The following is a 24,240-nucleotide window of genomic DNA, read 5'->3' as shown; positions in this document are numbered from 1 at the left end:
TCGGATGAATCTGGTCACATCCTGGAACACGCCCGGGCCCCGGGTCCGTTAGTCTCTCGGTTCCAACGCCGCAGCGGGTTCTTGGAGCCCCCTGCCGGAGGCGGGTTCTTGGAGCCCCCCTGCCGGAGGCGGGTTCTTGGAGCCCCCCTGCCGGAGGCGGGTTCTTGGAGCCCCCCTGCCGGAGGCGGGTTCTTGGAGCCCCCTGTCAGGATTGAACTGACGACCGCTCGCTTACAAGGCGAGTGCTCTACCACTGAGCTAAGGAGGCATGCGTGCGCGAGTATATCGGCCGTGCGTTGGGATGGTTGAACCCCGTCCGGCTGATCGAGGACCGTCCGGCGACGATCGACACGATCGAGCCGGGCAGCATCATGGTCTCGCCGCGCAGGCCGATCGACCGGTTCGATGTCGCGGCGATCACCGAGGTGCTCGATCTCGCCACCAAGATCGGTGCGGTCCTACTGGATTCGGGTACTGCGGCGATCGACACGCAACAACAGATCGCCTTCGTCTGCGGTGTTTACGGCCTCGAAGACGTCGATGTCGACGTGACCTACAACACGATCGTGGTCAGCGCCCGCCGAGGGGCCACGTTGCCACCGATCACCACGATGGAGCAGGTCTACTACCGGTCGATGGACTTCACCCGGTTGGCCCAGATCGACCGGTTGGTGCGCCGTATCCGCGACATGGCGATCACGCCGTCCTCGGCGCACCGCATGGTCGACGAGATCATCACCGCACCGCACCCCTATCCGCACCGGGTCGCGACAGCCGCCTGGGGTCTCATGGCTGCGGGCGTCTCCGTGCTGCTCGGCGGCGCCGAACTCGGCGCTCTGCTCGCCTTCGTGACCACGGTCGTCATCGTGGTGGTGAACCGACGCCTCAATCGGATCGGCACCCCGGTGTTCTTCCAACAGCTCGTCGGCGGTTTCATCGCGGTGGTCCCGGCCGCCGCCGCATTCGGCATCGTCCAGAATCTCAACCTGTCGATCGATCTGATGCCGTCGTTCGTCATCGCCGCGGGCATCGTGGTGTTGCTGTCCGGGTTGTCGCTGGTCGGCTCGGTCCAGGACGCGATCACCGGTGCGCCGATCACGGGTGTCGCGCGTTTTTTCGAGTTGCTGTTGATGACCGGTGGGCTCATCGGCGGTGTCGGTATCGCGATCAGCCTGCTGGAGCATGCCGGGATCTATCTCCCGACGATTACGCCGCAGACCACTTTCCCCGCTGTCGAACTCCCCGTGCGAATCCTCGCCGGCGCGGTCGCCGCGTTCGCGTTCGCATTGGCCAGCTACGCGGAGAAGCGGGCGCTCCCGGTGGCGTTCATGGGTGGTGCGATCGGTGCGGCTGTCGTGGCATCGGCCAGCTTCGTGGCCGCGTTGGGCGACGTGCTCGCCAACGGTGTCGCGGCGGCGCTGGTCGGTCTCGTCGGCGGTCTGCTGGCCCGCCGCGCACTGACCCCGCCGCTGGTCGTCGCCATTGCCGGCATCACGCCACTGCTGCCCGGTCTCGCGGTCTATCGCGCCCTCTACGGTTTGCTGGGCGATCAGACCCTCGACGGCATCACCTGGATGATGAACGCCCTCGGCATCGGCGCCGCACTCGCGGCGGGGGTGACCCTCGGCGAGTTCATCGCCCGCTCGTTGCGTCGTCCGCAGATGCCCGTACGTCCCGCCTGGATGGGGATGCTGCGGCGCAACCGGCTGCAGGGATACCGTCGCCGGTGATGTGGCGCCGGCGATGGGGCGCCGAGCACGGGTGACCGGCGCCCGCTTGCCGAACAGGTAACATCGTCATGCGCGCACCAACGCCGGTCGTGCACGTGTCGCCGGTCACCACCGGCGGCTCACCGTTGTGAAGCAAGAGGACTGCAATGCCTGCGAAAACCACCGACATCACCGACGACGAGTTGGAGCCGGTAGCCGACGAGACAGCGAGTTCCGCACGTCGCGTCGTCGCCGCCTATGCAACCGACGCCGACGAGTGTCGGATGCTCTTGTCGATGCTGGGAATCGCACCGGGCGAGAACGCCTGAAACGCATGGCGGGGTCCGGGGACGAGTCCAACGGCGGGACCACCGCCGACCATTTCGGTGACGCCGAGTTCGTCGTCGTCGCCAACCGACTGCCTGTCGACAAGGAGGTCCTCCCCGACGGCACGGTGAACTGGAAGCGCAGTCCGGGCGGTCTGGTCACCGCACTCGAACCGATCCTGCGCTCGCAGACCGGCGCGTGGGTGGGCTGGTCGGGTATCGCCGACTCCGACGACAACCCCGACATCGAGGGCATCGACATTCACGCGGTGCCGTTGTCCACGCGGGAGATCGCGGAGTACTACGAGGGTTTCTCCAATGCGACCCTGTGGCCGCTCTACCACGACGTGCTGGTCAAGCCCGAGTATCACCGGCAATGGTGGAACACCTATGTCGAGGTGAACCGACGATTCGCCGAGGAGACCGCCAAGGCCGCCGCCGAAGGTGCGATCGTCTGGATTCAGGACTACCAACTGCAGCTCGTCCCGAAGATGTTGCGGATGCTGCGCCCCGACCTCAAGATCGGGTTCTTCCTGCACATCCCGTTCCCGCCGGTCGAGCTGTTCATGCAGCTGCCCTGGCGGACCGAGATCGTCGAGGGCCTGCTCGGCGCCGACCTCATCGGCTTCCACCTGCCCGGCGGCGCGCAGAACTTCTTGTTCCTCGCTCGACGACTGGCCGGACAGGCGACCAGCAAGGGCACGGTCGGCGTGCGTTCGCGTTTCGGTGTGGTGCAGGTCGGGTTCCGCACGGTCCGGGTCGGCGCCTTCCCGATCTCGATCGATTCGGGTGACCTCGACACCAAGGCCCGGTCCAAGGAGATCCGTCGGCGCGCGGCCGAGATCCGCAAGGAACTCGGCAACCCGAAGACCATCATGCTCGGCGTCGACCGCCTCGACTACACCAAGGGCATCGACGTACGGCTCGAGGCCCTCTCCGAGTTGCTGGCGGAGAAGCGGATCGATCCGGACGAGACCGTGATGATCCAGCTGGCCACGCCGAGCCGGGAACGTGTCGACAGCTACGTCCGTATGCGCGCGGGTATCGAGCAGCTGGTCGGCAACATCAACGGCACCTATGCCAGTGTCGGGCAGCCGGTGGTTCAGTACCTGCATCGGCCGGTGCCCCGTGACGAATTGATCGCGTTCTTCGTCGCCGCCGACGTGATGCTGGTGACGCCGCTGCGCGACGGGATGAACCTGGTCGCCAAGGAGTACGTGGCTTGCCGCAGCGACCTCGGCGGCGCACTGGTGCTCAGCGAGTTCACCGGCGCCGCAGCCGAGTTGCGCTCGGCGTACCAGGCCAACCCGTACGACCTCGACGGTGTGAAGGACGCCATCGAGGCGGCCGTCCAGCAGACCCCCGAGGACGGCCGCAAACGCATGCGGGCGCTGCGGCGCCAGGTCCTCGCCCACGACGTCGCCAAGTGGGCCGAGAGCTTCCTGGGCACATTGGCATCGGTGACCGAAACCGCCGTCGACCCCAACCGCGGGGTGCATCTGGTCCAGGGTGGCGCGGAATCGTCGGACAGCGACGCATGAGTGCCACGGGCATTCCCGCCCAGCTGCGGGAGTCGCTGACCGCTGCCACCTCGGTTCCGACGCTGCTGGTCGCCTCCGACTACGACGGCTGTATGTCACCGCTGGTGTCGCGCCCGGAGGATGCGGTACCCAACCCGGCGTCGGTCGCCGCCATCGAAGCGGCCGCCGTCCTGACCGATACGGCTGCCGCGGTGGTGTCGGGCCGGGAGTTGGCGGTCTTGGCCGAGTTGTCGGGGCTGTCGGGGCCGGTGACCCTGATCGGCAGCCACGGCAGCGAGTTCGACACCGGCTTCGTCGACGAGATCACCGATGCCCACCGGGCGCTGCTGAACCGGCTGATCGCCGAATTGCGTTCCATCGCAGCCGATCATCCGGGCTCACGGGTGGAGACCAAACCCGCCAGCACGGTCCTGCACGTCCGCAACGCCGCGCCGGCCGACGCCGAGGTGGCGCTGGACAAGGCGCGCTCGGGGCCCGCGACGTGGCCCGGTGTGCAGGTCACCGAGGGCAAAGAGGTCATCGAGCTGGCCGTCATCGAGACCAGCAAGGGCCACGCCCTCGACGTGCTCCGCGAACGGGTCGGTGCCGATGCCGTGGTGTACCTCGGCGATGATGTGACCGACGAGAAGGCGTTCGCCCATCTCGATCCCGACCGCGGCGACGTCAGCATCAAGGTCGGCGCGGGCGACACCATCGCGACCCATCGGATCGGTGACACCGACGACGTCGCAACGGTTCTCGAGTTCATCGTGGCGCGGCGGCGGGAGGCGAAGCTCTTGTAGTACGAACCGGCGCCAGCGCGCCGGTTCGTACTACAAATCCGGGGCGGCGCTCAGCCGATCCCGATTCGGGCCTCTCCGGTGTCGGTCGGCAAGTCTCCGGCCACCACGGCGGTCACCTTGTAGGAGTTCAGGTTGATGGTGCCGCGGTGGTTGTCCAGGAATGCCGTGTCCGCGGCGTCGCGGCCGGTCGCGATCCGCACCAGGCTCTGCCGCGGCGCCAGACCGGTGGCGTCGACCGCCACCCACTGTCCGTCGATGAGCGCCTCGGCGACCGCATGGAAATCCATCGGGTCGCAGCCCGGTGCGTATACGGCCACGAGCCGGGCGGGGATGTTCAGGGCACGCAGCAGGGCCACCACGAGATGTGCGTAGTCGCGACATACCCCGGCATTGGCGAGCAGGGTGTCGGCAGCGCCGTCGATGGGATCACTGGCGCCGGGGATGTAGCTGAGCCGGTCCTCGACGTAGGCGGCCACCTGTTGTAGCAGTTCACCCGGGGGCAAATTGATGTCGAACTGGCCGGCAGCGAACCCGAAGAACTTGTCGGCCTCAGCATATCGACTGGGGCGCAGATAGATCGAGTGGTCGGTGACCTCCACCGCGATGGGCTCGGCCGGCGTGGTGACCGAGGCCGAGTAGTCGACCACCACCAAACCGGACTCGACCTGGATGCGGTGGATGCGAGACCCGTGCTCGCCGACGATCTCCTCGGGTTGAATGGGCTCACCGTCGACGGTCATCGACAGTTCCTCGGTGAGGGTGAGCCCAGGCAACTTCGCCACGGTGATCTGGAATTCGAGTTCCGTCGCGGCGGTGACATTCACCTCGAGGTTGGCGGAGACATCGCGCGTGGCTGTGGTCATGCCCCAACGGTAGGCGATGGATGATCGGTGGTCGCGGCGACGGGGTCGGCATAGATCACGCTGAGCGCCATCACCACGGCTGCGCTCTCCTGCACACGCAACCCGAACTGCGATGGGGAGATCTCGAGCGGACGAGCAATCGTGGTCGCGGCATCGAATGCGGCCTGCACAGGTGCCAGCCCATGCGGATGGGCGGCGAAGGCATCACCGGCCACGATGATGCCGTCCGGGTTGAGAACATCGCGCAGCGTCGCGACCACGCCGCCGAGCACGTCGGCTCGCTCATCGACGATCACCGATGCGTTCTCCTCGACGCCGAGCCGTCGGGCGGCCTGCTGCGCGGCGGCCCGGCCGATCACATCCTGCAGCACCGGCCGCTCCCACGGCGCGAGACGTGGCGCGACGACCGGTAGGTGGGCAATCGAGCCGGCACCGCGGCGCGGCATCAGCACCTTCCCGTCCACCGACATCGCCATGCCGACGGTCTCGCGGGCGTAGAAGAACAGACCAGTGCCGACGATCTCTTGCGGAGAGCTCAGCAGCAGCTCGGCGGCCGCCATCGCCTGCACGTGCTCGCCCACCGACACCGGAACGCCGAGGGCGGAGGCCAGCATCTGCCCCACCGGGACGCGCTGCCAGCCGAGGACCGGATGGTCGATACATCCGGTGGCCGCGTCGACCACACCACCGGCGGCCACTCCGCCCCAGAGCAGCCGGCGACCGCTGAACCGGTCGGCGAGCGCGCGCAGTTGGTCGCAGAGGTCACCGACGGCCGCTTCGTCGCGCGGGGTGAGCACCGCGTGGCTGTACAGCGTCCGGCCGCCGAGGTCGGCGATCGCCAGCAGGGTTCGCCGCGCACCGATGTGCATCCCGGCGACGCACAGGGTGTCCCGGTCGATGGTCAGCGGATGTTTGGGCCGGCCGATGCCGCCCGGGTCGACCAGATCGGGCCGGTCGACGATCAATCCCGCTCGGGCCAGTGCCGCGACCTGGCGGTTGATGGTGGCCGGCGACAACGCGGTGGCGGCGGAGAGGTGGTCGCGTGTCACCGGGCCACTGACCCGGATGGCGTGCAGGACGGCGGCAGCGGGCGTGGAGCCGACCTGCAGGGCCGCGGGTACGACTCCGGTCGACGACATGCACCAAACTTAGTGGTCCTGTCCGTAAGTTCGTCGGGTGTCTTCGGCGTTCGATGGGCGACTGGCCGCGTTGTCGTCGGTCACGATGACGCTGTCATCGCTCCCTCCTCCGCCTTGCCAGTCGCCCATCGCTCCACCGAACACCCCGGACGAACTTACGAACAGCACCACTTGGCAACGCCGGGCCGTCGCTAAGCTGAGGTCATGAGCAGCTCTCCCGAACCCGGCACGACGGTCACCGAACGCCGGATCGCGGTGGTGACCGGCGCGAGTTCGGGGATCGGCGCGGCAACCGCACGTCAACTCGCCTCGCAGGGCTATCACGTGGTGCTCGGCGCCCGGCGTACCGAGTTGATCGACGATCTGGCTGCCGAGATCGGCGGCACCGGCCGTCGCCTCGACGTCACCGACGAGGCTTCGGTGGCGGAGTTCGTCGCGGGACTCGACACCGTCCATGTGCTGATCAACAATGCCGGCGGCGCCAAGGGCCTCGATCCGGTCGCCACCGCCGACCTCGACGACTGGCGCTGGATGTACGAGACCAACGTCCTCGGCACGCTGCGGATCACCAAGGCGCTGCTCCCCGCGCTCATCGCCTCGGGCGACGGCCTCATCGTCACGATCACCTCGATCGCGGCCCTCGAGGCCTACGACAACGGCGCCGGATACACCTCGGCGAAGCACGCGCAGGGGGTGCTGCATCGCACGCTGCGCTACGAACTTCTCGGAAAGCCCGTGCGCCTCACCGAGATCGCGCCCGGCATGGTCGAGACCGAGTTCTCCCTGGTGCGTTTCGGCGGGGACCGGGAGCGCGCCGACGCGGTCTATGAGGGTCTGACGCCGCTGACGGCCGAGGACGTGGCAGAGGTGGTCGGCTTCGTCGCCTCGCGACCACCGCACGTCGACCTGGACCAGATCATCCTCAAGCCGCGTGACCAGGCGTCGGCGCGGCGGAACATCAAGACGGGGTAGGCATCACGAAGGACCCTCCGCCGCAACGACAAACTCAGTTCAGTTGCCGGCGGGGGCCGGTGCCGCCGAGGTCGGCGCACCCGACGGCGTCGCGGGCGCATCGACCTGATCGGGATCACCCTGGATCGCCGACATCCCGGTCCAGGTGTCCCAGTCGAAGATCCAGTCGAAGATGTCGCCGTCGGCCTCGGACAACGCGATCCGGGTTCCGGTCACCTCCACCGGATCGCCGTAGACCGCGGTGTCGAAATAGCGCTGCGCGTTTTCCAGCGACAGATTGATACACCCGTTGGTGACATTCGATGACCCTTGCACCCCAATGGTTTCCGGGTTGGCATGAATGAACTCGCCGTTGTTGGAGATGCGGACGGCGAATCGTTCCCGAATGTTGAAGTACCCCGCCGCAGGGTTGCTCATGTAGAAGTCCTCGTACTTCTCGGTCACCACATGGATGCCGGAGCGGGTGACGTTGCGATCGAGGTCGCCCTCGCCGTAGCTGCAGGGCAGCGTCATCAACACGGCACCGTCGCGCACCACCACGATCTGATGTGACGATGACTCCGCCTTGACGATCTGCGAGCGGCCGATGCCGAAGTCACTGGTCACATCTGCGGCACCGTAGGCGCCGCCGCCATGATCGACGCCGTACAGCTTGGCCGACATATGCACTGTGGTGCCGGGCACCCAATACTCTTTGGGCCGCCAGTGCACCCGCGAACCGTTGTCCTCGCCGAGCCAGGCCCAGGCGCCCTCCGTCTCCGGTTCGGTGGTGACGCTCAGCGCCTTCTCGACCGCTTCCTTGTCCTCGACCGTCGCATTGAATTTCAGGATGATCGGCGCCGCGATACCGACCTCCTGACCATCGCCGATGTTCACCACGACGTTGATCTGTGAATTCGGCGCCAATGTGGTGAACGAGCCGCTGACCGCGGCGGTGACCCGGTCGGCGCCGATCGCACTGCCCTGCCACGTGTACTCCGAGCCGTAGCCGAGCGGTTCGGTGATGGTGAAGGTGGTCCGGTCCTCCGACATCGAGCCCTCGACCACCTTGCCGTTCGGGTTGAGCAGCTTGATATCGGGATTGAGCTGCCCGTTCTCGGCCTTCACGGAGAAGGTGTCGGTCGGATTGGGCGCGTCCTCGGAGTCGAGCGAGGGCGTGAACACCAACGTCACGGTGGGTTCTTTGGGCCCGGCGTCCTCGGTGCTGGAGTCGCCGCCCGAACACGCGGCCGCAGCCACGCCGACGGCCCCGAGGCCGGCGGCGACAAGGACAGTGCGACGGGTGAGGTGGGGTTGCGCAGTCATAACGTCCCAAGCCTACCGAGCGAGTGTCCGGAAAACCCCCTCTGCCAGCTGTGATGTGGCTGAAAACCTCGCCTCAGCCGGGCAGGTGAGCTCGCTCACCTTCGTGGTCGAAGATCGACACGATCTCCGCCGGCCCGTCGACCGCCGCCATCCCGTGCGGCACCATCGTGGAGAACTCCGCCGCCTGGCCGGGCGGGATGAGGATCACCCGCTCCCCGAGGTACAACCGAATGGTCCCGGAGATGACCGTGAACCATTCACGCCCGGGGTGTACGCCCAGGTTGTTCGGGTCCACGATGTGTTCCTCGGTGATCCGCATCTTGGCCACCGCGACGCCGCCCGGAGTCTGATCCCGCGACAACTTCCACATGGTCATCCCCGCGGTCCGATGCGGCTCGGGACGGATGACCACATCCTCGTCGTTCGACGGTTCGACGAGCTGATCGAGTGTGGTGCCCAGGGCGCGAGCGATCGGCACCAGCTGGTCGAGCGCCACGCGCCGATGCCCGGTCTCGATGCGGCTCAGCGTCGAGGGACTCAGGAAGCAGCGTGCAGCCAGCGAGTCCAATGTCCACCCCTTGGCCACCCGCAGGCCACGGATCCGCTGGCGGACGACCGCATCTATTTCTTGCTCCATACGCAAGATGGTATGCCATATGCGCATTGCGCCGCTACCGTCGACGGTATGGCACAGTCCGCACACCCGCCGCACACCGGCCACCACCCAGATCACCACTGGCCTCGAGGTCACGGCCATCACCACGGCACCGTGACGCACTCCCACGACGACTCCGCGCTCGACGCGATGGCCGAGGGCATGGCGGAGGTGCTCGACCTCGATGCCGCAGCCACCGGTGGGTTCGTCGATGACCTCGCCGACCGCATCGCCGAGCGCATCGCTTCGCCGAAAACCCTCGCCGACCTAGGATCGGGCACCGGCGGTCTGACGGTCCGCCTCGCTCGCCGCTTCCCCTCGGCACAGGTCACCGCACTCGACAACGCGCCGGCCATGCTCGAGCGGGTCCGCGACGCGGCACGGGCCGCAGACGTCGGCGATCGCGTCCGTACGCGGGTTGCCGACCTTGACACCGCGCTGCCGGGCGATCTCGCCGATCTCGACGTGGTGTGGGCGTCGTCGACGTTGCATCACTTCGCCGTTCCCGACGACCTGTTGCGTTCGGTCCTGGACGCGCTATGCCCCGGCGGCCTGTTGGTCGTGGTGGAGGTCGACGGCTTGCCCACCTTTCTCCCGCCGGACACACGCGACGGCCGGTTGGAAGGCCGCCTGCTCGCACAACTGACCGAACGTGGGGCCAACGCCCATCCGGACTGGACCTCGACAATCACCGGCGCCGGCTTCGAGCTGATCGACACCACCATCATCACCAATGCGCCGGCGCCTCGGGATCTGACGAGCCGGTATGCGCTCGCCTGGATCTCGCGGATGGCTCAGGGACTGGGCGAGGAGCTCTCCGCCATCGACCGCGCTCGGCTCGACGAGTTGCTCGACCCCGACCATCCGGCGTCACTGCACACCCGCAGCGACCTCACCGTCACGACCCGCCGCACCGCGTGGATCGCCCGCCGACCCGCACACCATCAGGAGAAACCATGAGTACCACCATTTTCGACGTCGCGATCGTCGGCGGCGGTCCCGCCGGTCTGAGCGCGGCCGTCACGCTCGGACGATCCCTGCGTTCGGTCGTCGTGATCGACGCCGGCGAACCCCGCAACGCGCCGGCCGACGGCGCCCACAACGTCCTCGGCCATGAGGGCATCGCACCCACCGCACTGCTCGCCGCGGGGCGTGCCGAGGCGGCCGGTTACGGGGTCGAGTTCCGCTCCGGCACAGTCATCGACGCCGCCCGATCACCCGACGACGGACGGTTCACCCTCACCTCGGCCGATGGCACGACCATCAGTGCCCGACGGGTCCTGCTCGCGGCCGGCCTCGTCGACGAGCTCCCCGACGTCGCCGGCGTGGCCGAGTTGTGGGGATCGTCGGTGCTGCATTGCCCGTACTGCCACGGGTTCGAGGTGCGCGGCCGACGCATCGGTGTCCTCGGCACCGGTCCGATGTCGGTGCATCAGACGTTGCTGTTCCGTCAGCTCAGCGACGACGTCACGCTGTTCACGCACACCATGGGTGAGATCGACGCCGCAGAGCGCGAGCAGCTCTCGGCACTCGACGTGAACATCGTCGACGGCGTGGTCGACCACCTCGCCATCGCCGACGGCACCCTGAGCGGCGCGGTGCTCGCCGACGGCACGTCGGTCGGGCGCGACGCGCTGGTGATCGCGCCGCGATTCGTGGTGCGCTCCGCGCTGTACACGGCGCTGGGCGGCACGCTCGCCGACCACCCGATGGGCGGTCAGTTCGTACCGACCGGCCCGATGGGCGCGACCGATGTCCCGGGCGTGTGGGCGGCCGGCAACATCGCCGACCTGGCAGCGACCGTGGCGGTGTCGATGGGTGCGGGGGTGAGCGCAGGGGCCGCGATCAACATGGATCTGATCACCGAGGACACCCGCCGCGCGGTCGAGGCCCGACGGTCAGACATCAGCGCCTGACAGCTACTCGGCGAACCCCGCGAGCACCGCGCGCGACCCGGACAGTCCGAGCCGGGTGGCGCCGGCGGCGATGAGCTCGGCGGCGAACTCGGCGGTGCGGACACCACCGCTGGCCTTCACCCCGACCGCGTCGCCGACCGCGGCACGCATCAACCGCACCGCCTCGACGCTCGCACCGCCGGACGGATGGAATCCGGTAGAGGTCTTCACCATCGTCGCGCCGGCCTGCGCCGCTCGACGACAGACCTCGGTGACCGTGTCGGGTCCGGCGATTTCGAGCAGCGCGGCCGACTCGATGATCACCTTCAGCACCACATCCCCGATGGCCTCGCGAACCGTGAGCACGTCGGCGAACACCTCGTCGAAGCGGCCGTCGACGGCCGCGCCGACATCGATGACCATGTCGATCTCCTCGGCACCGGTGTCCACGGCCAGACGCGCCTCGGCCGCTTTGACCAGCGAATGGTGTTTGCCCGACGGGAACCCGGCCACCACACACGTCTTCTGTTCGCCGGTGTCGATCGGCAGCATCGACGGCGACAGACACACCGCGTACACGCCCAGGTCGGCGGCCTCGGCGGCGGTCGCTTCGGCGTCCGCGCGGGTGGCCTCGGGTTTGAGCAGAGTGTGGTCGATGAGGGCCGCGACGTCGCGGCGGGTCAGGTCGGTGGTGATCACACAGACGAGCTTGGCACACTGACAGACGTGGCAGCACCAGAGCCGACGCCCGCAGCGGCAACCCCGGCACCGACGACATCGTCCGCATCCGACCCTGATCGCCGGTACGTCCTCACCCTCGGATGTCCCGACCGCACCGGCATCGTCGCCCGGATCTCCGGATTCCTCGCCGAGATCGGCGGCTGGATCACCGAGGCGGGCTATCACTCCGACAGCGAGACGGGCTGGTTCTTCACCCGCCAGACGGTGCGGGCGGGTTCGGTGCAGATCGGTCTCGACGAGATGCGTGAGCGGTTCGGCCGCGAGGTCGCCGCCGAGATCGGCCCCGACACCGAGTGGCGGCTCACCGACACCGGCGCCACGAAGTCGGTGGTTCTGCTGGTCAGCAAGGAGAGCCACTGTCTGGTGGATCTCCTCGGGCGCGCGCATCGGGGTGAACTACCGGCCACCGTGTCCGCGGTCATCGGCAATCACCGCGATCTCGAGGAGCTCGTCACCCGCTTCGACGTGCCGTTCCACCATGTGCCGTTCCCGCGCGAGGGCAAGGCGCAGGCCTTCGACGAGGTGGCCGCCGTCGTCGACGGCTACGCACCCGATGCGGTGGTGTTGGCGCGCTTCATGCAGATCCTGCCGCCGCAACTGTGCGAAGCGTGGGCGGGCCGGGCGATCAACATCCACCACAGCTTCCTGCCGAGTTTCGTCGGCGCCCGGCCGTATCATCAGGCGTTCGCGCGCGGCGTGAAATTGATCGGCGCCACCTGCCACTACGTGACCGCCGACCTCGACGCCGGACCGATCATCGAGCAGGACGTGATCCGGGTGGATCACAGCGACACCGTGGCCGACATGGTGCGTCAGGGCCGCGACATCGAGGCGATGGTGCTCTCCCGCGGCCTGCGGTGGCATCTGGAGGACCGCATCCTGGTGCACGGCCGCAAGACCGTCGTCTTCACCTGACGTCACCCCAGATTGCGTAGTACCAACCGGCGGTTTTTCGCCGGTTGATACTACAAATCGTCAGAAGCCGAAGTCCCCGAAGTCCCCGAAATCGCCGCCGCCGTCGAAGAACCCGCCGCCGGAGTCGCCGCCCATGTCGCCGCCACCGAAGTCGCCACCGGCGTCACCGGCATCGCCCGCATCACCACCGGCGTCGCCACCCTCGAGGGCGCCGGCGTCCGACCCGTCACCGGCGCCACTCTCAAAGGCATTGGCGTCGTAGTTGACGCCGGCCATGCCGGAGAACAGCGCCGAGAACAGGAACATCGACCCGATGCCCCATGCGCCCGCGACCAACGCCGGCTTCCACCATGGTTCGCTGTACCAACCCGCGGGCACCGGCCGACCGGCGACACGACCACCGGGGTAGTAGTTGGGGGTCCGCGACGACGGGCCTGGGGAGGCCTCGATCTGCCGGCCCTCGAAGTCGACCGTGCGGTCCTCGGTGACCGAGCCGGCGCTCTTCTGGCCCTCGAGCTCGGGCACCGGTGGGCCGGGGTCCATGTTCATCGCGGTGCGGGCCGCACGTACGTAGTACAGCCCCTCCAGCGCGGTCTGCTTGGCCAGCCGCGCCTGGGCCGGCGAGGTGGCCTGCTCGATCTGCGAGCCCGCCGCGTTGTAGCGTTCACCGGCGTCGGCCAGCGCCTGCTTCGACGCGGGTCCGTCACCCACCAACATGAAGACTTGACCGCCGAGCCGTTCGATGGCTTGGCGCGCATCGGCTTTCGCGTCGTCGAGTTGGCGGGCAGCGTTGACGCCGGATCGTTGCTGCGACATCACCACGATGCCGACGACGACCAGGACCACGACTGCGATCAGGATCAGTGCGCTCATCTCTTCCTCCGTTGGGGATACACCTCACCTGCCCTCCCGGGAGACCGCGAGGGCGCCCCGCCAAGACCGGCTGAATCGGACATCTCCCAGCGTACCGGCGAACTGCGAGCGGCCGCCGGGACCGATGGGGGGTCGTCGCTCAGGCTGCGGAGCACTCTCCGGAATCCCCGGTCATCTGGCCGGAGAGCTCCACGTCCTGGCCGTCGACGGCGAAGTCGACGCCCTGGTCGGTGACTGTCATGTTCTGCACGGTGACCTCGTCGAACAACGGACCGAACATGGAATCGGACACGCTGTCGACGACCTGCTGGGCGAAGTCGGACGGGATGCCGAAGATGAAGGCGTTGGCCTTGACCACCTCGAAGTCGACGCGTCCGTCCTGCAACACCGGCTTGATGGTGGTGGAGACCGGGATCGGGAGGAATGCCAACTGGACCGCCGAGTCGACCTCGATGGTGCCGTCGGCGGCGTTGCCGGTGATCGACTCGATGCTGGCGCCCTGCATCAGCCCGGCGGCACCGTTGTCGGTTCCGTTGCCCGAGGCGGACGGATCCGCACCGGCACCCGCCGACTTGCTCATCGCGACCACCCGGTCGAACGGCACGAACCCGGTTCCCATCAGGGAGCGGATGTTGGTCGTGTCACCATCGCCGGTGATCCCCTCGGCACGGGCGTGTAGCCGCATCTGTCCCGGCTCGTCGGCAGTGTCGATCTGCACGAACGGGATGTCGTTGCCGAAGCCCTGCAGCAGCATCGGTTTACGACTCAACGAGACCGTGGTCTCGGTCCCGGTGAGTTCGGTGAAGGCGCTTTCCATGCAGTCGGTCGCCTTGTTGCGGAGATAGAGTTCGCTGCCGACCGCGGCGATCACCAGCATGAGAATGACCGCGACGGAGCCAAGTGCCACGATCTTGCCGGTGCTGCGGCGCTTGGCCGGCGCCGACGACACGACACCGGAGTGGGCGGCCGGCGGGATGGGGGCAAAGCCGTCGGTACCGGTGGGGCCACCGCTGCCGAAGCCACCGGTCTCACCCGGACCGAACTGTGCGGTGTCGGTGCGCGGCACCTGTGAATAGGCGCGCGGCGACTGGTCGGTCGCTGCGGCGGCGTCGAGCCGGGCGGTGTGGTCGTCGGGATGGTGTTGTGCACCCGGTTCCCCGGCGTTGCCCATCGACCGGGTCGATTCGATGTCGGACCTCTTCTGCGGGTCCTCGCCGGCTGCCGGCCGGTCGGTGTTCTCGCTGTCGGTCATGTCGTGCGGTCCTCAGTTGCTGCTCGGTGCCGAGACCTGTCGGATGGGCCGTTCGTTGTCGAGCACGGCCAGGGCCTTGCGCGCCTTCTCCACTGCGCTCACATCGATCTCGTGAACCCCGACCTGCACGCTGTCGTCGTATGCGGCGACCACGGTACCGAAGGGATCTGTGAGTTGGCTGTGACCTGTTCCGGTGGGCGCCGACGACTCGGCCACCTGCTGATCGTCGGGCACCGCCTGCCCGACGGCGGCCACGAAGCAGGTCGAATCGAGTGCGCGGGCGGTGGCCAGCACCTGCCACTGATGCACCTTGCCCGGTCCGGCACCCCACGATGCGGGCACCACTATCACCTGTGCGCCGCGCCGCGCGAGCTCGGTGAACAACGCGGGGAAGCGGATGTCGTAGCAGGTGGCGACACCCACCGTGACATCGCCGACCGCGAACGTCACCGGGTCGCTGCCCGGCGCAACGGTGCGCGACTCGGTGAAACCGAAGGCGTCGTAGAGGTGGATCTTGTCGTAGGAGCTGCGCGAGCCGTCGGCGGCGGCGATGAGCAGCGTGTTGGCGACCCGGTCACCGGCCGGTGTGAACATGCCGGCGACGACGGTGACGCCGTGACGTGCCGCCATCGCCGACACGGCCGAGGCCCAGGGGCCGTCGACCGGTTCGGCGATGGGCCCGAGTGAGACGCCGAACCGGCACATCGTCGCCTCGGGGAACACCACCAGGTCGGCGTCGTCGGCCGCGGCTCTCGCCACCGCGGCGTCCACGAGTTCCAGGTTGGCCGCCGGGTCGATGCCGGAGGTGATCTGCGCCATCGCAATTCGCATGGCACCAGCGTACGGACCCAGACGCCGGTGACAACCGGCTCGGTGCTGCGCGTTCGCACGATCAGATGACCCGCATCAGCGACTGCGGATCAGTGGGGCGCGACCACCGACCACGGCACGGTGAGCACGTTGTCGACGGACCGGCCGCGACCGACGACGATCGGGACGCCGTCCGCACGCATCGTCGTCAGCGCCTGTCGCCACCGGGTGCGGGGGCCGTAGGCGGCATGGCTCGCGGCCACATCCCACGCACGATCGGCCCGGGTCAGCAGCTCGTGGATCGGTTTGCCGGGCACGTTGTGGTGGATCAACGCCTTCGGCAGGCGCTCCGCGAGTTCGGAGGGCCTGCCGGTGTGCTCGGGCGACCAGCTCAGCGTCAGGGTGCGCGGCGCGTCGGCGTCGAGGACGACCCAACAGCAGCGACGACCGATCTCGTCGCAGGTGCCCTCCACGATGAGTCCGCCCGGGGCCAGCGCGTGTCGCATCCGAGACCACGATGCAGCCACCTCGTCCTCGTCGTATTGCCGCAACACGTTGAAGGCCCGCACCAACTGCGGCCGCAGTCCGGCCAGCTCGAAACCGCCGAGTGCGAACCGGACGCCGTCGCGGGCGTCCACGATGCGTTCGGGGTCGATCTCCAGGCCGACCATCTGCAGGTCGGGTGCGATGGTCCGCAGCCGCCGCGCCATCTCGACGGTCGTTACGGGGCGCGCCCCGTAGCCGAGGTCGACCACCAGGGGCCGAGCCACCGAACCGAGGGCCGCGCCGATCCCCGCGTCGTGCGCCATCCACCGGTCCACCCGGCGGAGCCGGTTGATGTTGGTGGTGCCTCGGGTGATGCGACCGAGTGGTCTGCCGTGACCGGACCCGCCGACGCTCAGAGGTTCTTCTTGACCCAGTCGGCCGCGTATTCGGCTTCGGCGCGGAACAGGTCGACGAGGTTGACCAGCATCAGCTGCTCGAGTTTGCCGTTGACGAACGGGATGAACACCTTGACCTCGGTGGTCTTGCGGATGGTGCAGCCGGTCTCGGTGGGGAACAGTTCCTGCCACCCCTGCAGGCTGCCCGGTCCGGCCGGGATCGACGCCGTGTAGTCGCCCTTGGTGTTGTCGGGGTCATACGGGCCGAAGGTCTCCTCGCGGGTGATGACCATGTCCTTCATCAACACGGTCTGCGCGAGCGGTGGGAGCTGATCACGGCCGATCGTCTGTTTGAGGATCACCTTCAGCCCGGTCTCGTCGGAGGTGAAGGACTCGACCGCGCAGTGCGGAGAGATCATCTGGAAACCCGCCATCATGTCATCCCAGTATTGGCGGGTGCTCTGTGCCTGATAGAGCGTCTCCGCGGGCTGGGTGAAGCGCGCCGAGTAGCTGAGCCGTCGTGCCATGGCGACCAGGCTACGTTACCGATTCGTTGCATCCCAATTCATCGGTGACGCGTCGGCCCACTTCGCGGGCCCGCCCCGGCCCAATGGCGTCCGGATCGGGCCCTACCGGTGGCCCGCCTCCCAGGTGATGGTCTGCTCGTGTTCGGCATCGAGCAGCTCCACGAGCTGGTCGATGATGGCCTTCTCGATCTTCCCGCCGACGAACGGCACACTGACGTCGACCTCGGCCGTATAACGGGTGGTGGCCGGATCGCCGCCGGTGACGACGGTGCCCGCGACCTTCGCCGGCGCCCCGGACACAGTGGCGGTCATCTCACCGGTGATCTGGTCGCCGGCGAGCCGGAACGTGTTCCGCCGCGGGATCTGTGCGTCGCCGTTGAGCGCCTTGGACACAATGGACGGCAGCTTGTCCGCCGGTACCCCCTGTTGCATCGCGACGGTCACCGTGTCGCCGGCGACCTCGAACGATTCGAGCTTTCCGTGGCTGGAGTTGATGGCCTCGAGGAGATCGCGCCAATACGTCTCCGAGGAGAGGACCTCCCATAGCCGCTGTACCGAGAAGGGATAGGACACCGTGTGTTCCATCGTGCTCGCCATGAGGGGGACACTACCGGAGCGGGCGGGCCCGGCTACCGTTACACGGGTGAGTGAGACCGGCCCCCACCGCGGGACACCGACAACCGCGGACACCCGGCTGTCGACGATGACGACGCTGCGCCTGGGTGGGCCGGCCCGTGCGGTCCGGCGATGCCGTGAGACCGCCGGCCTGGTGGAGGCGATCACCACCCTCGACCGTGCCGGGCAGCGCTGTCTGCTGGTCGGCGGTGGATCGAATCTCGTCGTCGCCGACGAGGGCTTCGACGGCATCGTGGTGCTCATCGAGACGTCCGACGTGGTGTTCGGCAGTGAGGACACCTCCCCGTACGTCACCGCCGAGGCCGGCGTCGGCTGGGACGATCTCGTCGCCGCCACCGTCGAGTCGGGCTTCGGTGGGCTGGAATGTCTTTCGGGAATCCCCGGCGCTGCCGGTGCGACCCCGGTGCAGAACGTGGGCGCCTACGGCGTCGAGGTGGCCGATCTGCTGCGCAGCGTGGAACTGCTGGACCGCCGCTCGGGCGAGCGCCACTGGGTTTCCCCGAGCACGCTCGAACTGGGTTATCGCACCAGCAATCTCAAACACCGCGACGATCAGGTAGTACTCGCGGTGTCGTTCTGGCTCAACGCCGATCGGGTCAGCATGCCGGTGCGCTACGGCGAATTGTCGAGCGCGCTGGGCATCGACCCCGGTGCGACGGCTGACGCGGAGGCGGTACGTGACCAGGTGCTGGCGCTGCGACGCGGCAAGGGCATGGTCCTCGACGCCGACGATCACGACACCTGGAGCGCGGGTTCGTTTTTCACCAACCCGATCGTGTCCGACGACGACGCGGCGCAGGTGCTCGACCGCATCGCCGCACGAGTCGGGACCGAGACCCGGGTACCGACCTACCCCGCCGACGGCGGGATCAAGTTGTCGGCCGGGTGGCTCATCGAGCGCGCGGGTTTCACCCGCGGATATCCGGGGCCGGACGCGCCGGCCCGACTGTCGACGAAACACACGCTGGCGCTGACCAATCGCGGTACGGCGCGGACCGCGGATCTGCTCGATCTGGCCCGGACGGTCCGCGACGGGGTGCACGACGCATTCGGCGTCACGCTGCATCCGGAGCCGGTGCTGGTCAACTGCGAGCTGTAGACCCGGCCGGTTCGGGGCGTGCGGTCTCGGCCAGCACCTCGTCGAGCAGTTCGTTGTAGCGCACGTCCGCCTCGATGCTCGCCATGTGGCCGACGTTCTCCATGATGACCAGGTCACGCAGCGCACCGTTGCGCCGCAACACCTCTGCCATCTGCTCGGCATGTGCCGGCGGAGTGAGCCGGTCCTCGGTGCCGACCACGACGGTTGTCGGCACACGCAGGGCGTCGAGCCCGGCGGTGACGTCGAGTTTGCCCATCGCCGAGCCCCAGCCGGCCCGCGAACGCGGCGGGCACGCCGTGATCATGTTGTCGACGAAGTCGACGTGTGCCTTGCGTGCCTGCGAACCCAGCGCGATGTAGTGCGACAGCCAGGTGGCGCCGTCGATATGCGGGACCGGGATCGGCGTCGACGTGACGAGCTTGCCGACGGTCGCTTCGAACGGTTTGGTGTAGCGGGGCAGCCCCACCGGGATGAGCAGATGGTTCTGCAGGACCGCTGTGGCGGCAGTGGAGGTCAACACCACCGACGACACCCGCGACGACACCTCGTCGGCGTTCTGGGCCGCCCACGACATGATCGTCATGCCGCCCATGCTGTGTCCGACGAGGATCGCTCGTCGGCCGGCGGGAACCACCGCGTCGAGCACCCGGTTCAGGTCCTGACCCAACATGGCGACGGTCGGCCGCACCCGGCCGAGTTCACTCTTGCCGTGACCGCGCTGGTCGTAGGCGACGACGGGCCGGTGCCCGGCGAGGTGATTGATCTGCGGATACCAGTAGGCGGTGTTGCAGGTCCAGCCGTGCACCATCACCACGACGTCGTGATCGGTGTCGTCGGGGCCGTACCATTCGACGTTGAGCCGCGCGCCGCCGGTCGTCTCGACCGTCATCCGGCGCGGCGGGTCCGACGGGACGCCGAGCAGATCGTCCGGGCCGTCGTCGACGGCCCGCTGCGCGCGGAATGCATCGCGCAGCATCCCGGCGATTATGGTGCCCACCCCCGCGGCCAGGACACCCACGCCCACGGCGGCGACCGCGCCGGCCGCGATCGCGAGCGCGCGCTTTCGTCTCGACCGGATCGTCGTTGCCTTCTTGCTCATCGTTCCCCCTGTGGTTCGGTTCCCCTGTGGTTCGGATCCCCTGTGGTTCGGTTCCCCGGCAGCCATCACCACGTGCAGTCCGCGTGGCGCTCAGTCCACCCGGTCACCGACGTCTCGTGGTGCCTGTGCCCCGTCGGCCGTCGGCTCACGCACCCCGGCATCGACACCGGCGTCCGAGCCCTCATCGGAACTCGGCGCGGTCGCGTCGAAGTAGGTGCTGGCCTCCCCGATGGCCGCGGAGATCTGCTGGTCGAGGGCTTTGCGGAACGTCGATTCGACGATGTCGTGGGCCATCGGGCGGACGGTCTGGATGAGTTCGGCCATCTTGCTGACCTGTTCCTCGCCCAGGTCGGGCAGGTTCTCGTCGAAGTACTTGTCGGTGATGATCGACACGAAGCTCTTGGCGACGTCCTCGAGATCGTCCTGCACCCGCACCCAGCGGTCGAGCAGCAGGTCGATGTCGATCCCGGCCTTGACGAGGGTCTCGGCCCCTTCGAGCAGTTCCGGATTGCGGATCGCGTAGTGCGCGCCGTCCTTGACCAGCAGACCCAACTTCTGACTGAGCGCGATGGAGCGGTCGGTCGCGTTCAACGTCTTGCGCAGCTCGGTGATGGTGATCGTGGCCGCCCGCTTGAAGTTGCGGAAGCGACCGCCCCTGGGGGCCCCGCGCAGCACTTGTTCGACCCGCATCCCGTAGTGCGCGGCGTGCAACAACTCACTGATGGTGGCGAAGGTGTACCCGCGTTCGAGCATGCGGGAGATCAGATTGAGCCGGACCAGATGTTCGTCGGAGTACCAACCGGTGCGGCCGCGGATCGTCGGCGACGGCAACAGCCCGCGGTCCTGATAGACGCGAATGTTGCGCACGCTGACACCTGACGCCTCTGCCAGGTCGTTGATCCGGTACTCGGCCACCTCGCCAGTCTATTGCCCTGAGTCATGTCGCCTCACCACCCGGCCGGACCGGGCGGGTCACTACCGCTTGCTGAACCAGCGCTTGCCCTGGATGTCGTCAACGCGCGGTCGGACATCGACCAGGTAGACGAGCATCGCCACCACACCGATGATGCCGAGGAAGTTGACCGCACCGAACAACCAGATGAACAGGGTCGCCGCAGCCAGAATCGACACCCAGATCACCTTGCTCTGCCGGTCGACCGCCGGGAACGCGTCCTTGCGTTGGAGGGCGGCGTGGAGCAACGCCACCGCCGCGGCGACACCGGCCGCCAGGGTCAGCAGCAGCAAGATCAGGTTCTGCCCGTAGGCCATCACACTCAACAGGTCCACGACACCAGCTTAGTGGTGCTGTTCGTAAGTTCGTCCGGGGTCAGACCTCGTCGGGGGTCATCCGCTGCGGCGGGGTCTTCTTCGCCGGGGCCTTCTTTGCGGGTGCGGTGGTGGCCGCCTTCTTCGCCGCCTTCTTCGCCACCGCCTTCTTCACCGGCTCCTGTACGGACTCGGCCTTCTTCGTGGGTGCCTTCTTGGCGGGTGCCTTCTTCGCCGGGGCTTTCTTTGCCGCGGCCTTCTTCGCGGGTGCTTTCTTCGCCGGAGCCTTCTTTGGCGTGGCCTCTTTCGCCTCGGCCTTCTTCGCGGGCGACTTCTTCGCCGCAGCCTTCTTCGCGGATGCCTTCTTCGCCGCAGCCTTCTTCGCCGGGGCTTTCTTGGCGGGAGCCGTCGCTGCAGACGCGGCGCCGGACTCGTCGAGAGTCACCTCGTCGGTGCTGCCGGAGGTCAGGCCCGCCATGGTGGCCGCGCGTTCCCCGACCGCACGCGTCTGGGTCGAGATGGTGCCCAGTGCGTCTTCGGTGAGACCGAGCGCGTCGTTGTACACCTTCTCCAGCCGGGGCAGGTTCTCCTCGACCATCGGCTGGGACTTCAGTCGCTCGACGACTTCCTCGCCGCGCTCCGACAGCGCCGTCAGCAGACCGGCCGCCACCGCCAGATACGCCTCGGCCACCTTGCGCAATTCGTCGGGGCTGAAGCGGGTCAGCAGGTCGTCGATCTCGGTGGGCACTTCCACCGGCAACGAGGACAGCCGGTTCTTGGCGTCCTCGAACACCGTCAGTGCCGAATCCCGGGTTTCGTCCACGCGGTTCTGCGCGCGGGACTGGGCCTCGCCGAGACGTTTCTGCGCCTCCTCCCCGGCGGCCTCGCTGCGTTCACGCAGATCGGTGAGCAACGCGGTCACCTGCGCGATGACCGTGTTCAAGGGATTCTCGGGCATGTTCACTCCTTGACGTCGGTGTTCTCTTTCCGAAACGACTCGTAGATCTCGAGCAGCATCTGTTTCTGGCGTTCACTGATCGAGTCGTCGGCGAGGAGTGCGTCACGCACCGGGCTTGCCGGTCGTTCCTCCAGGATGCCCGCGCGCACATAGAGCACCTCTGCGGACAGCCGCAGCCCTTTCGCGATCTGGGCGAGCACATCGGCCGACGGCTTGCGCAGGCCTCGTTCGATCTGGCTCAGGTACGGGTTGGAGACACCCGCGCGTTCGGCGAGCTGCCGCAACGACACCTCGGCGGCCATCCGCTGCGTCCGGATGAAGCCACCGATGTCCTGCGCGGCCGTTGCCACCGCGTCCTGGGCGGCGGTCGCCACCGCTTCGACGGTCTCCACCGGACCACTCGCCCCGCCGTCGGTGTCCTCGTCGCCGGGGTGCTCGTCGCCGGGGTCCTCGTCGCCGGGGTGCTCGGCGGGCGCCTGGACGTCACCTTCACCGTCGACGGGCTCGACGGGTTCGGGCACCTCGTTGTCGTCCGGCTCCATCACTCTCCCGTGTCGATCCTGCTCACCAGTATCTGCGGGTGTGCTAACACGTGCAAGCAGACGGCTCAGCCGAAAATGAGCACCGACACGGTGTAGATGACGAGACCGGCGAGTGCACCCACCACGGTGCCGTTGATCCGGATGAACTGCAGATCGCGTCCGACCTGCAGTTCGATCTTGCGGCTGGTGTCGTCGGCGTCCCAGCCGCGCACGGTCTCGGTGATCACCGAGATGATCTCCTGGGAGTAGTTCTCCGCGATGTGGCGTGCGGCACGGATCACCCAGCCGTTCATCTTCTCCTGCAGCGGCCGGTCGTCGCGGATGCGGATCGCCAACTCGATCGTGGCGTTCGACAGCGAGTTGCGCAGCGTGCTGTTGGGGTCGGTGAGCATCTGTTCGATCACGGCCTTGCCGGTCTTCCACGCGGTCGACGCGGCGTCGGAGACCTCGTCGCGCCCGATCAGTTCCTGCTTGATCTTCTCGAACCGGGCGATGGTGTCCGGGTCGTGCTGGAGATCATCGGCGAACTGATCGACGAAGGTGTGCATGGACCGGCGCAGTTGATGCTGCGGATCGACCTTCACCTTGTAGGTGAAGTCGACGAGTTCGCGGTAGATGCGGTCGCCAAGGAGCACGTTCACGAACTTCGGTTTCCACGACGGTCCGACGTCTTGGTCGACGACCCGGTCGATGAGGTCCTGGCTGCCCAGTGCCCAGTCGTGTGCCCGGTCGCAGGCGAGCTGGAAGACCGGTTCCAGGCGGTCCTCGGCGATCAGTTGCTCCAGCACCCGCCCGAGCGGTTGCGCCCATTCCGGCTCTCCGGCCCACGTGATCGCGTGCTCGATGAGCTTCTCGATGTCCTCGTCGCGCAGCATCTCCGCGGCCAGCGCGATCAGGCGGGCCGCCTCGTCGGACACCCGTGGTGCGTTCACGGGGTCGGCCAGCCACGTGGACAACCGTCGGGGCAGGTCCAGGTTGCGCGCCCGGTGCTCGATCACCTCCGGGGTCATGAAGTTCTCTTCGATGAACCCGCCGAGCTGATCGCCGATGTCGTCCTTCTTCTTGCGGATCAGCGCGGTGTGCGGAATCGGCAGACCGAGCGGATGTTTGAAGAGTGCGGTGACCGCGAACCAGTCGGCCAGGGCACCGACCATGCCGGCCTCCGACGCGGCCCGGACGTAGCCGACCCAACCGGCGACATCGGTCCCGTCACGGTGCTCGAGGTAGCGGGTGAACAGATAGACCACTGCCGCGAACAGCAGGAATCCGGTGGCCACGACCTTCATCCGACGCAGGTCGCGGCGGCGCGCGGCGTCCCCCGGCCCGTCGGCTCCGAAGCCGAGGGCGGGCCGCGGTGGCTCCGCCTCGGGTGGACGATCAGGGGTACCCGAGACGTCCGAAATGACTGTGGGCGGCATTGAACCAGTTTTACCTGCCACCCACTAGGCTGGCCA

The 24,240-nt window shown here is 67.8% G+C and carries 26 protein-coding genes and 1 tRNA gene; 9 read left to right on the top strand and 18 right to left on the bottom strand.

Features of this window, described 5'->3' with window-relative positions; translation table 11 throughout:
- Nucleotides 1-193: 193 nt before the first annotated feature.
- Nucleotides 194-268, bottom strand: a tRNA-Thr gene (locus NWF22_RS14115).
- Between the two features lie 4 nt (nucleotides 269-272).
- Between NWF22_RS14115 and NWF22_RS14110 the strand changes: the two genes are divergently transcribed.
- The 4 genes from NWF22_RS14110 to otsB all read left to right on the top strand — a co-directional run bounded on the left by NWF22_RS14110 (nucleotide 273) and on the right by otsB (nucleotide 4,358).
- Nucleotides 273-1,730: a threonine/serine exporter family protein gene (locus tag NWF22_RS14110; protein WP_160904143.1), complete on the top strand. Its 1,458-nt coding sequence runs from the start codon at nucleotides 273-275 to the stop codon at nucleotides 1,728-1,730.
- A gap of 146 nt (nucleotides 1,731-1,876) precedes the next feature.
- A complete protein-coding gene (locus NWF22_RS14105) occupies nucleotides 1,877-2,038 on the top strand; it encodes a hypothetical protein (RefSeq protein WP_006330670.1) in 162 nt (53 codons plus the stop codon).
- 5 nt (nucleotides 2,039-2,043) lie between these two features.
- Nucleotides 2,044-3,576 (top strand): alpha,alpha-trehalose-phosphate synthase (UDP-forming), encoded by a 1,533-nt coding sequence (locus NWF22_RS14100; RefSeq protein WP_160904142.1) that lies wholly within the window; start codon nucleotides 2,044-2,046, stop codon nucleotides 3,574-3,576.
- On the top strand, nucleotides 3,573-4,358 hold the full coding sequence (gene otsB / locus NWF22_RS14095) for a trehalose-phosphatase (protein ID WP_160904141.1): 786 nt from the start codon (nucleotides 3,573-3,575) through the stop codon (nucleotides 4,356-4,358). Before NWF22_RS14100 ends, otsB begins: the two co-directional genes overlap by 4 nt.
- Before the next feature lie 50 nt (nucleotides 4,359-4,408).
- Here the strand turns inward: otsB and NWF22_RS14090 are convergent, their stop codons facing one another.
- Both NWF22_RS14090 and NWF22_RS14085 read right to left on the bottom strand, forming a co-directional pair.
- Entirely contained in the window at nucleotides 4,409-5,221 is an 813-nt protein-coding gene (locus NWF22_RS14090) for a transglutaminase-like domain-containing protein (protein ID WP_160904140.1), read from the bottom strand.
- Complete coding sequence (locus NWF22_RS14085; RefSeq protein ID WP_160904139.1) at nucleotides 5,218-6,360, bottom strand: ROK family transcriptional regulator; 1,143 nt, start codon at nucleotides 6,358-6,360, stop codon at nucleotides 5,218-5,220. The genes NWF22_RS14090 and NWF22_RS14085 overlap by 4 nt, the downstream gene beginning before the upstream one ends.
- Before the next feature lie 204 nt (nucleotides 6,361-6,564).
- Between NWF22_RS14085 and NWF22_RS14080 the strand changes: the two genes are divergently transcribed.
- Nucleotides 6,565-7,332 carry an SDR family NAD(P)-dependent oxidoreductase gene (locus tag NWF22_RS14080; protein ID WP_160904138.1) on the top strand — a complete coding sequence of 256 codons (768 nt, stop codon included), beginning with the start codon at nucleotides 6,565-6,567 and terminating at the stop codon, nucleotides 7,330-7,332.
- A 39-nt stretch (nucleotides 7,333-7,371) separates the two neighbouring features.
- Here NWF22_RS14080 and NWF22_RS14075 read toward each other — a convergent pair whose 3' ends face one another.
- A complete protein-coding gene (locus NWF22_RS14075; protein ID WP_160904137.1) occupies nucleotides 7,372-8,637 on the bottom strand; it encodes a L,D-transpeptidase in 1,266 nt (421 codons plus the stop codon).
- Between the two features lie 73 nt (nucleotides 8,638-8,710).
- Entirely contained in the window at nucleotides 8,711-9,274 is a 564-nt protein-coding gene (locus NWF22_RS14070) for a helix-turn-helix domain-containing protein (RefSeq protein ID WP_160904136.1), read from the bottom strand.
- A 48-nt stretch (nucleotides 9,275-9,322) separates the two neighbouring features.
- Between NWF22_RS14070 and NWF22_RS14065 the strand changes: the two genes are divergently transcribed.
- Nucleotides 9,323-10,252 carry a class I SAM-dependent methyltransferase gene (locus NWF22_RS14065; RefSeq protein ID WP_160904135.1) on the top strand — a complete coding sequence of 310 codons (930 nt, stop codon included), beginning with the start codon at nucleotides 9,323-9,325 and terminating at the stop codon, nucleotides 10,250-10,252.
- Nucleotides 10,249-11,208 carry an NAD(P)/FAD-dependent oxidoreductase gene (locus NWF22_RS14060; RefSeq protein WP_160904134.1) on the top strand — a complete coding sequence of 320 codons (960 nt, stop codon included), beginning with the start codon at nucleotides 10,249-10,251 and terminating at the stop codon, nucleotides 11,206-11,208. The genes NWF22_RS14065 and NWF22_RS14060 overlap by 4 nt, the downstream gene beginning before the upstream one ends.
- Before the next feature lie 3 nt (nucleotides 11,209-11,211).
- On the opposite strand, the gene deoC is transcribed toward NWF22_RS14060, so the two are convergent.
- A complete protein-coding gene (deoC, locus tag NWF22_RS14055; protein ID WP_160904133.1) occupies nucleotides 11,212-11,886 on the bottom strand; it encodes a deoxyribose-phosphate aldolase in 675 nt (224 codons plus the stop codon).
- 27 nt (nucleotides 11,887-11,913) lie between these two features.
- Between deoC and purU the strand changes: the two genes are divergently transcribed.
- Nucleotides 11,914-12,843, top strand: a complete 930-nt coding sequence (purU, locus tag NWF22_RS14050) for a formyltetrahydrofolate deformylase (RefSeq protein WP_160904132.1) — start codon at nucleotides 11,914-11,916, stop codon at nucleotides 12,841-12,843.
- A 60-nt stretch (nucleotides 12,844-12,903) separates the two neighbouring features.
- On the opposite strand, the gene NWF22_RS14045 is transcribed toward purU, so the two are convergent.
- The 6 genes from NWF22_RS14045 to NWF22_RS14020 all read right to left on the bottom strand — a co-directional run bounded on the left by NWF22_RS14045 (nucleotide 12,904) and on the right by NWF22_RS14020 (nucleotide 17,783).
- Nucleotides 12,904-13,716 (bottom strand): DUF1542 domain-containing protein, encoded by an 813-nt coding sequence (locus NWF22_RS14045; protein WP_160904131.1) that lies wholly within the window; start codon nucleotides 13,714-13,716, stop codon nucleotides 12,904-12,906.
- Between the two features lie 139 nt (nucleotides 13,717-13,855).
- Nucleotides 13,856-14,968 (bottom strand): hypothetical protein, encoded by a 1,113-nt coding sequence (locus tag NWF22_RS14040; RefSeq protein ID WP_160904130.1) that lies wholly within the window; start codon nucleotides 14,966-14,968, stop codon nucleotides 13,856-13,858.
- Nucleotides 14,969-14,980: 12 nt separating this feature from the next.
- On the bottom strand, nucleotides 14,981-15,799 hold the full coding sequence (locus NWF22_RS14035) for a carbon-nitrogen hydrolase family protein (RefSeq protein WP_160904129.1): 819 nt from the start codon (nucleotides 15,797-15,799) through the stop codon (nucleotides 14,981-14,983).
- Nucleotides 15,800-15,888: 89 nt separating this feature from the next.
- Nucleotides 15,889-16,638: a class I SAM-dependent methyltransferase gene (locus tag NWF22_RS14030; RefSeq protein ID WP_160904203.1), complete on the bottom strand. Its 750-nt coding sequence runs from the start codon at nucleotides 16,636-16,638 to the stop codon at nucleotides 15,889-15,891.
- Between the two features lie 38 nt (nucleotides 16,639-16,676).
- Nucleotides 16,677-17,186, bottom strand: coding sequence for a DUF2505 domain-containing protein (locus tag NWF22_RS14025; protein WP_160904128.1), 510 nt, complete (start codon nucleotides 17,184-17,186; stop codon nucleotides 16,677-16,679).
- A 102-nt stretch (nucleotides 17,187-17,288) separates the two neighbouring features.
- Nucleotides 17,289-17,783: a DUF2505 domain-containing protein gene (locus tag NWF22_RS14020; protein ID WP_160904127.1), complete on the bottom strand. Its 495-nt coding sequence runs from the start codon at nucleotides 17,781-17,783 to the stop codon at nucleotides 17,289-17,291.
- Between the two features lie 46 nt (nucleotides 17,784-17,829).
- On the opposite strand from NWF22_RS14020, the gene NWF22_RS14015 reads away from it, so the two are divergent.
- Complete coding sequence (locus NWF22_RS14015) at nucleotides 17,830-18,921, top strand: UDP-N-acetylmuramate dehydrogenase (RefSeq protein ID WP_373691900.1); 1,092 nt, start codon at nucleotides 17,830-17,832, stop codon at nucleotides 18,919-18,921.
- On the opposite strand, the gene NWF22_RS14010 is transcribed toward NWF22_RS14015, so the two are convergent.
- The 6 genes from NWF22_RS14010 to NWF22_RS13985 form a co-directional block, all read right to left on the bottom strand.
- Complete coding sequence (locus tag NWF22_RS14010; protein ID WP_160904125.1) at nucleotides 18,905-20,020, bottom strand: alpha/beta fold hydrolase; 1,116 nt, start codon at nucleotides 20,018-20,020, stop codon at nucleotides 18,905-18,907. The two genes, NWF22_RS14015 and NWF22_RS14010, sit on opposite strands and share 17 nt — an antisense overlap.
- Before the next feature lie 90 nt (nucleotides 20,021-20,110).
- Nucleotides 20,111-20,935 (bottom strand): MerR family transcriptional regulator, encoded by an 825-nt coding sequence (locus NWF22_RS14005; protein ID WP_160904124.1) that lies wholly within the window; start codon nucleotides 20,933-20,935, stop codon nucleotides 20,111-20,113.
- 60 nt (nucleotides 20,936-20,995) lie between these two features.
- Nucleotides 20,996-21,289, bottom strand: a complete 294-nt coding sequence (locus NWF22_RS14000) for a DUF2516 family protein (RefSeq protein WP_160904202.1) — start codon at nucleotides 21,287-21,289, stop codon at nucleotides 20,996-20,998.
- Between the two features lie 58 nt (nucleotides 21,290-21,347).
- Nucleotides 21,348-22,244 carry a heparin-binding hemagglutinin gene (locus NWF22_RS13995; RefSeq protein ID WP_160904123.1) on the bottom strand — a complete coding sequence of 299 codons (897 nt, stop codon included), beginning with the start codon at nucleotides 22,242-22,244 and terminating at the stop codon, nucleotides 21,348-21,350.
- Between the two features lie 2 nt (nucleotides 22,245-22,246).
- Entirely contained in the window at nucleotides 22,247-22,786 is a 540-nt protein-coding gene (locus NWF22_RS13990; RefSeq protein ID WP_233751935.1) for a helix-turn-helix domain-containing protein, read from the bottom strand.
- A gap of 65 nt (nucleotides 22,787-22,851) precedes the next feature.
- The gene (locus tag NWF22_RS13985; protein WP_160904122.1) at nucleotides 22,852-24,204 is read right to left on the bottom strand and encodes a DUF445 domain-containing protein; all 1,353 of its coding nucleotides are present in this window, start codon (nucleotides 24,202-24,204) and stop codon (nucleotides 22,852-22,854) included.
- Nucleotides 24,205-24,240: the final 36 nt, after the last annotated feature.

It is taken from the genome of Gordonia mangrovi (assembly GCF_024734075.1).
Lineage (GTDB): Bacteria > Actinomycetota > Actinomycetes > Mycobacteriales > Mycobacteriaceae > Gordonia > Gordonia mangrovi.
The sequence above is the reverse complement of the archived record's forward strand: the minus strand, read 5'-3'. Positions and strand labels throughout refer to the sequence as shown.

Coding starts and splice junctions, on each gene's coding strand:
- NWF22_RS14105 (WP_006330670.1), top strand. CDS start 1,877: ATGCCTGCGAAAACCACCGACATCACCGACGACGAGTTGGAGCCGGTA.
- NWF22_RS14100 (WP_160904142.1), top strand. CDS start 2,044: ATGGCGGGGTCCGGGGACGAGTCCAACGGCGGGACCACCGCCGACCAT.
- otsB (WP_160904141.1), top strand. CDS start 3,573: ATGAGTGCCACGGGCATTCCCGCCCAGCTGCGGGAGTCGCTGACCGCT.
- NWF22_RS14090 (WP_160904140.1), bottom strand. CDS start 5,221: ATGACCACAGCCACGCGCGATGTCTCCGCCAACCTCGAGGTGAATGTC.
- NWF22_RS14085 (WP_160904139.1), bottom strand. CDS start 6,360: ATGTCGTCGACCGGAGTCGTACCCGCGGCCCTGCAGGTCGGCTCCACG.
- NWF22_RS14080 (WP_160904138.1), top strand. CDS start 6,565: ATGAGCAGCTCTCCCGAACCCGGCACGACGGTCACCGAACGCCGGATC.
- NWF22_RS14075 (WP_160904137.1), bottom strand. CDS start 8,637: ATGACTGCGCAACCCCACCTCACCCGTCGCACTGTCCTTGTCGCCGCC.
- NWF22_RS14070 (WP_160904136.1), bottom strand. CDS start 9,274: ATGGAGCAAGAAATAGATGCGGTCGTCCGCCAGCGGATCCGTGGCCTG.
- NWF22_RS14065 (WP_160904135.1), top strand. CDS start 9,323: ATGGCACAGTCCGCACACCCGCCGCACACCGGCCACCACCCAGATCAC.
- NWF22_RS14060 (WP_160904134.1), top strand. CDS start 10,249: ATGAGTACCACCATTTTCGACGTCGCGATCGTCGGCGGCGGTCCCGCC.
- NWF22_RS14045 (WP_160904131.1), bottom strand. CDS start 13,716: ATGAGCGCACTGATCCTGATCGCAGTCGTGGTCCTGGTCGTCGTCGGC.
- NWF22_RS14040 (WP_160904130.1), bottom strand. CDS start 14,968: ATGACCGACAGCGAGAACACCGACCGGCCGGCAGCCGGCGAGGACCCG.
- NWF22_RS14035 (WP_160904129.1), bottom strand. CDS start 15,799: ATGCGAATTGCGATGGCGCAGATCACCTCCGGCATCGACCCGGCGGCC.
- NWF22_RS14025 (WP_160904128.1), bottom strand. CDS start 17,186: ATGGCACGACGGCTCAGCTACTCGGCGCGCTTCACCCAGCCCGCGGAG.
- NWF22_RS14020 (WP_160904127.1), bottom strand. CDS start 17,783: ATGGCGAGCACGATGGAACACACGGTGTCCTATCCCTTCTCGGTACAG.
- NWF22_RS14010 (WP_160904125.1), bottom strand. CDS start 20,020: ATGAGCAAGAAGGCAACGACGATCCGGTCGAGACGAAAGCGCGCGCTC.
- NWF22_RS14000 (WP_160904202.1), bottom strand. CDS start 21,289: ATGGCCTACGGGCAGAACCTGATCTTGCTGCTGCTGACCCTGGCGGCC.
- NWF22_RS13995 (WP_160904123.1), bottom strand. CDS start 22,244: ATGCCCGAGAATCCCTTGAACACGGTCATCGCGCAGGTGACCGCGTTG.
- NWF22_RS13990 (WP_233751935.1), bottom strand. CDS start 22,786: ATGGAGCCGGACGACAACGAGGTGCCCGAACCCGTCGAGCCCGTCGAC.
- NWF22_RS13985 (WP_160904122.1), bottom strand. CDS start 24,204: ATGCCGCCCACAGTCATTTCGGACGTCTCGGGTACCCCTGATCGTCCA.